Below are 4,969 nucleotides of genomic sequence, written 5' to 3' on the forward strand. Positions count from 1 at the left end.
CGTTTTACAACTTCACATTATTTGTTGTTATTTCTGTTATTTAGGCTTGACTTTCATTACACTCATTGTTTTTTTATTCTAGTTAACATAACACTTATTTTTAAAATAAAAAAATCCTCCTCACCTTCAGGAAGATTTTTTTATTTGCTATTATTTTATTTATATCTTCTAGTAACAATCCCAATTGTAAATGACATTGGAAAAATCTAGATTTAACAGCTCTTCCTTACGTATAAAGAAATTAGCAACCCCAGAATCGCCCCACATAATATTTAATGAATCGTCTGTATCAATTTGCAGCAATAATATGTCATGTTGCTGGTATTTTTCTTCCCATTCTCTCGGATCTGTCTGTGTGAAAAATGGATATCCACCAATTTTATGTCCTTGATCTTTACATAAATCATCATACAGTTCGCCTAATTCTGTATTATTTTCTTCATCAACAATTTCTTCCCAATCAATGTTATCACTAAAAATCATTTCAAATCTATAATCTCTTGGTGTTACTGGTTGATAAGCTAACTCAAAATTCAGTTTTGCTGCTTCAGGTATGATAAAGTCTTCTAATTCTAAAGTGTTTAAATAACTAAAATCAGTAATTACCTTATTTAAATCTTCTATAATTGTAGAATGATAAATAATTCGAAAGTCTTTTTGGATTGTTGGATGATCAAAATCTGCTCCATAAAGCTCATCATCAGCACTTACGAAAAACTGTAACATTCCCTTTTGAGGCATATATTCAACATGCGGAATTTCTTCAAAGTTTAACTGCGCAAGTAGCATCATAGGTTGTCCATTTGAGTCTTTAGGATGCTCTTGATCTATAGGTAAATACGGATAACCACCAAACTTACTTTCAAAAAGTGTTGTCTCTGCTAATGTTCCAGACACTTTAACATACGGTTTTATACTTTCTTCTAAAATACTACGATACTGCTCTAGTTCTGTCGGAATTTGAAGTTGATACGTATTCTTCATCACATTTGCCTCCCTTTAGTAATGAATTGAAAATGCCTTACTTAATTATATAGCAAGAAATAGCTTTGTGAAAAATTGTTAAAAGTCCGTTTTCACCCTCGTTTTTTGCGCACTTGGTGGACAAAGTAAATTGTGTTCTAAAACCTTTTTATTAATAGTTCGAATTAAATCCGCTGCTTCTGCCGCATTTGTATTTTCTTTTAGTCTTTCTTTTAAATCGTCAATTTCTTTTGAAAGCTCAATCCACCTTGGTAAAACATGATTATTTGCTAAAGTTCTATAAAGTTGTTTTTCAGGATTGTAAGAAAGATCTTTATCGAGATTAAGAGGTTTACCTTTACCAGGTAAATTATCAAAAGCTCCTTTCTGTTCTGCTTGTTTAACGATAGAACTAATATGATCCTCATACGTATACGATCAAACTTTCTCATCTTTTACTAAAATCTCTTGCTTTTTTAGTTTTTTATCTAGTTCTTCTTGATTCATAGCTTCTCTCTCCTTTTTATTTTTTAGTGTCGTTTTTGTAAAATTCAATGCCCTTAATCCTTCGAATAGCTTTTCTCGCCACCACACGCTATCATGACCGCCTTGAAACTCTTCATAAGTAATTTGGTATTCCTTTTCTTTTAAAGCTTTATACAGACGTCTATTAGCCGTTAAAAGAGGTTTGTTTTCAAGTTCTCCTACTGCTATGTAAGAATAGAGATGAGTCGCATTAGAATCTATTGATTAAATTTGATTTTCAATCCAAGGAATTGCATTTTCATAATCATCTTTTTTCCAATGTACGGATCCAGACATTGACAACACATTTCCGAAAACATGTGGATTTTGAAGTGTTGCATAAAAAGCTGCTAAGCCACCAAGACTGAAACCAGCAATTGTTGTATGTTTTGCTTCTTGATGCACACCACGGAAGTAATTCCTCCTTGAAAAATGCATTCATTTTATCATTATAAGTTAGCTCTTCTAATCGATCGACAGGATCTATAGCAACAGCAATACAAGATGGGATTTCATTTTTGTAAATTAAATAATTAAGTGTTTTTGCGATTGGAAGGTTATGAATGAATTCCCATCAAATACAATGAGAAGTTCTTGAAGATGTGAAGTGTGAGAATAATCATGAGGCGTATAAATATGAATTTTACGTGTGTTATTTAAAATCGAACTATAAAAAGAATATGTTTCAATCTTTCCGGATGGATAATCATTTGAAGGAAAACGACTGCTATACTGCACGTCCATACCTATTTTTAACACAGACGCTTTATTGGTACCTTCTCCATCACCTCTCTTTCTCCTTTGTAGTATTCTATATGTAGTTTTTTCATTAGAATTTCTATATAAAAGTAGTCGTAAGTTATGTGTTTAGAGAAGTTATTGATTAGAAAGATGATCAATTGCTTGAATAGAAAGTTCCAATGATTTTATTCTTCTTTCTAACAGTGTTCTTTGAGGACTCCCAAGCTTTGACTTAACATAAATCTTTTCAATTGATGGCAACAAACCAATTAGAACATTTCGAGCGTCTGCTAAATCCTCTTGGGTGTAATGATGGGTTTCTTGATTCCAAATACTTTCTAACATAGCTAAGCCGATACTAGCTGCTTTGAGTCTTTTTTTCACTAATGTAGTATTTGCACCTTTTTGAGTCATCTGAGATAGTGCATTTTCAAGTTTACGGATTGTTGACTGTAAAGACTGTATAGATTCTACTTTATCTACATTTGATACGTTTTCCATATTAAACCTGTCCCTTCTTCGTTTCTAAATTAGTTTTCTTGATATTTGATAATACCATTTAGAAACGAATTTTACTCGAAATATTTGAGTTGGACATGAATTGAAAGGAAAACAGCTAACAAGCTTCTATCTCCTCCCTCTTACATATTCTATATGTACTTCTTTTTTCTCGTTAAAATACCTACATGGACAAGGTGTTAATATTGTATATTCTATGAACAAAAAACGTACAAGTAGCATCACTTGTACGTTTTAATTTTTATTCAGTAAGATAATAAAGTAATAGCTTACGGGTCTTTTCATAATTCATGAAATCTCTATATAAAATGGGATAATTCATAATCTCTGTTTCTAGAAAACAATATTGCGGAAACCACTCAAAAAACGATTTTCTTAGCCACTTAATTTGATTAAACACAATCTCCTGTTCATTATTATTAAGCACGTAACTTAAAGTACCTGCTGTATGCATCCAATAATAATTTAAATCAGCGCTTATACAATCATCTTCTGTAAACGTATTATTAAAATCTTTTCTTATGAATGTCACAATTCGGAAACGGTTTATACAGTAGACTAGGCATGTTCTGCAATTCATTAAAAATAACCTTTTTACCTACCACTCCTTTATTTCTCTAGCCAATTTAATAAGTTTTCATAATGATATTGAGCATCGATATACCCAAGATTATATAAATTAACGAGCTTTTCCTTATTTCTTTCTATTCCGCTTATAGGAAGCTGTACACTGGGTTGAATTACATAAAAATTATCTTTTTGTTCTTCTTGATTCATATAAGATATCGTCTCGTTATAAAAACGATAATGGTCTACTAAATTCTCTGCGATTTTCGGATATTTTCTATATAGAATTTTAGCTAGACCAGAAAATTTATTTCGCTGCTTCTCGTATCCTTCTGGCTTTGTCATAATTACAACGTTCTTTTCATAACCATCAGTTTGAGCTTTTAAAACTGGTATAGGATCTATAATTCCTCCATCTAGTAATTTTCGATTATCATATTCTACAGCAGGTGCTATAAACGGCACAGAGCTGGATGCACGGATGATTTTTAAAATATCATTTCCATGTTCTTTTTTATTATAATAAACAGCTTGTCCTGATTCGCAATCAGTCGTCCCTATAACAAATTGTTCATTACAGTTTAAGAAAGTTTGAAAATCAAATGGAACAATTTTATTAGGTACTTCATCAAATAAAAAGTCCATTCCAAATAATTCACGTTTTCGAATTAAATTTCGATAAGATATATACCTGTAATCTGATACTAGCTCTGTATTTACTTTCTTATTTCTCCCTTGTTGACGCGACAAATAGGTTGCTCCCATACAGGCTCCAGCTGATACGCCGACTACATATGGAAAGAATAAGTTCTTTTCCATGAAATATTCGAGTACACCTGCAGTATATAAACCTTTCATTCCTCCGCCCTCTAATACTAAACCGATATTCTTCATTCTATATCCCTCTGCTTCTTTTTTCTTAATTTCATATTAGCATAAGATTTTAAGATGAGGTTATATAAACTAATTACAACAATAACCAGAAACTACTAAAGTAATGTGATAATATCTTTGTGAGTAACATGTTACAATATAAGTAATTCATTCCACATATATTAAAGGAGGAATTTAATATGGGTTTATTTAGCGGTATTTTAGGAAATGCATCAAATACGAGTTCTGAAAGTGTAGAACGTGATTTAGAGAAGATTATGCTAGACGATGAAAAAGTAGAGCATGCTTATAAATTAATTCGTGATCTAATCGTATTTACAAATCGTCGTCTTATATTAGTAGATAAACAAGGAGTAACTGGCAAAAAAACAGAATACCATTCTATTCCTTATAAAAGTATTACACAATATAGCATCGAAACGGCTGGGCATTTTGATTTAGATGCAGAACTTAAAATTTGGGTGTCTAGTATGGAGGAACCAATTACGAAAGAATTTAAAGGTGACGATAGTATTTTAAGCATTCAAAAAGCGCTAGTAACCTTTACGACAAAGTAGTGGTTTTTGTATCTTTATTCATTTTCAAAATTACTAACCCGAGTATTTTGGAAGAACATACATTATTTTTGTATATTTAATCTAAAATAACATAAAAAGGTAAAGCGTATTTTAAATGCTTTACCTTTCTTTTTTGTAATAAACAAGTGTAGTTTTATCATTTAATTTCTTTATTACTTCTGTTCTTTTATACCCCATTTTCT

5 protein-coding genes and 3 pseudogenes are annotated in these 4,969 nt (G+C 31.2%); 1 reads left to right on the top strand and 7 read right to left on the bottom strand.

Going from position 1 to position 4,969, the window contains the following annotated elements; all coding sequences use genetic code 11:
• Positions 1-168: 168 nt before the first annotated feature.
• The 6 genes and pseudogenes from ABWK52_RS28765 to ABWK52_RS28790 form a co-directional block, all read right to left on the bottom strand.
• Entirely contained in the window at positions 169-984 is an 816-nt protein-coding gene (locus ABWK52_RS28765; RefSeq protein WP_000799821.1) for a YwqG family protein, read from the bottom strand.
• 78 nt (positions 985-1,062) lie between these two features.
• Complete coding sequence (locus ABWK52_RS28770) at positions 1,063-1,380, bottom strand: DUF1992 domain-containing protein (RefSeq protein WP_308282180.1); 318 nt, start codon at positions 1,378-1,380, stop codon at positions 1,063-1,065.
• 114 nt (positions 1,381-1,494) lie between these two features.
• Positions 1,495-2,271: pseudogene (locus ABWK52_RS28775) on the bottom strand (alpha/beta hydrolase); the annotation flags it as partial.
• Positions 2,272-2,364: 93 nt separating this feature from the next.
• Positions 2,365-2,730: a hypothetical protein gene (locus tag ABWK52_RS28780; RefSeq protein ID WP_000432685.1), complete on the bottom strand. Its 366-nt coding sequence runs from the start codon at positions 2,728-2,730 to the stop codon at positions 2,365-2,367.
• Positions 2,731-2,989: 259 nt separating this feature from the next.
• Positions 2,990-3,314: pseudogene (locus ABWK52_RS28785) on the bottom strand (YxiJ-like family protein).
• A 43-nt stretch (positions 3,315-3,357) separates the two neighbouring features.
• The gene (locus tag ABWK52_RS28790) at positions 3,358-4,209 is read right to left on the bottom strand and encodes a patatin-like phospholipase family protein (RefSeq protein WP_000789287.1); all 852 of its coding nucleotides are present in this window, start codon (positions 4,207-4,209) and stop codon (positions 3,358-3,360) included.
• A gap of 179 nt (positions 4,210-4,388) precedes the next feature.
• On the opposite strand from ABWK52_RS28790, the gene ABWK52_RS28795 reads away from it, so the two are divergent.
• The gene (locus ABWK52_RS28795; protein ID WP_000522476.1) at positions 4,389-4,766 is read left to right on the top strand and encodes a PH domain-containing protein; all 378 of its coding nucleotides are present in this window, start codon (positions 4,389-4,391) and stop codon (positions 4,764-4,766) included.
• Between the two features lie 120 nt (positions 4,767-4,886).
• Here the strand turns inward: ABWK52_RS28795 and ABWK52_RS28800 are convergent.
• Positions 4,887-4,969, bottom strand: a pseudogene (locus ABWK52_RS28800) (GNAT family N-acetyltransferase); the annotation flags it as partial.

The sequence above is a fragment of the Bacillus sp. AP50 genome (assembly GCF_040492675.1).
Lineage (GTDB): Bacteria > Bacillota > Bacilli > Bacillales > Bacillaceae_G > Bacillus_A > Bacillus_A cereus.

What these genes read in the sequence shown, in the direction of transcription:
- ABWK52_RS28790 (WP_000789287.1), bottom strand. Translation starts at nt 4,209, where the DNA reads ATGAAGAATATCGGTTTAGTATTAGAGGGCGGAGGAATGAAAGGTTTA.
- ABWK52_RS28780 (WP_000432685.1), bottom strand. Translation starts at nt 2,730, where the DNA reads ATGGAAAACGTATCAAATGTAGATAAAGTAGAATCTATACAGTCTTTA.
- ABWK52_RS28765 (WP_000799821.1), bottom strand. Translation starts at nt 984, where the DNA reads ATGAAGAATACGTATCAACTTCAAATTCCGACAGAACTAGAGCAGTAT.
- ABWK52_RS28795 (WP_000522476.1), top strand. Translation starts at nt 4,389, where the DNA reads ATGGGTTTATTTAGCGGTATTTTAGGAAATGCATCAAATACGAGTTCT.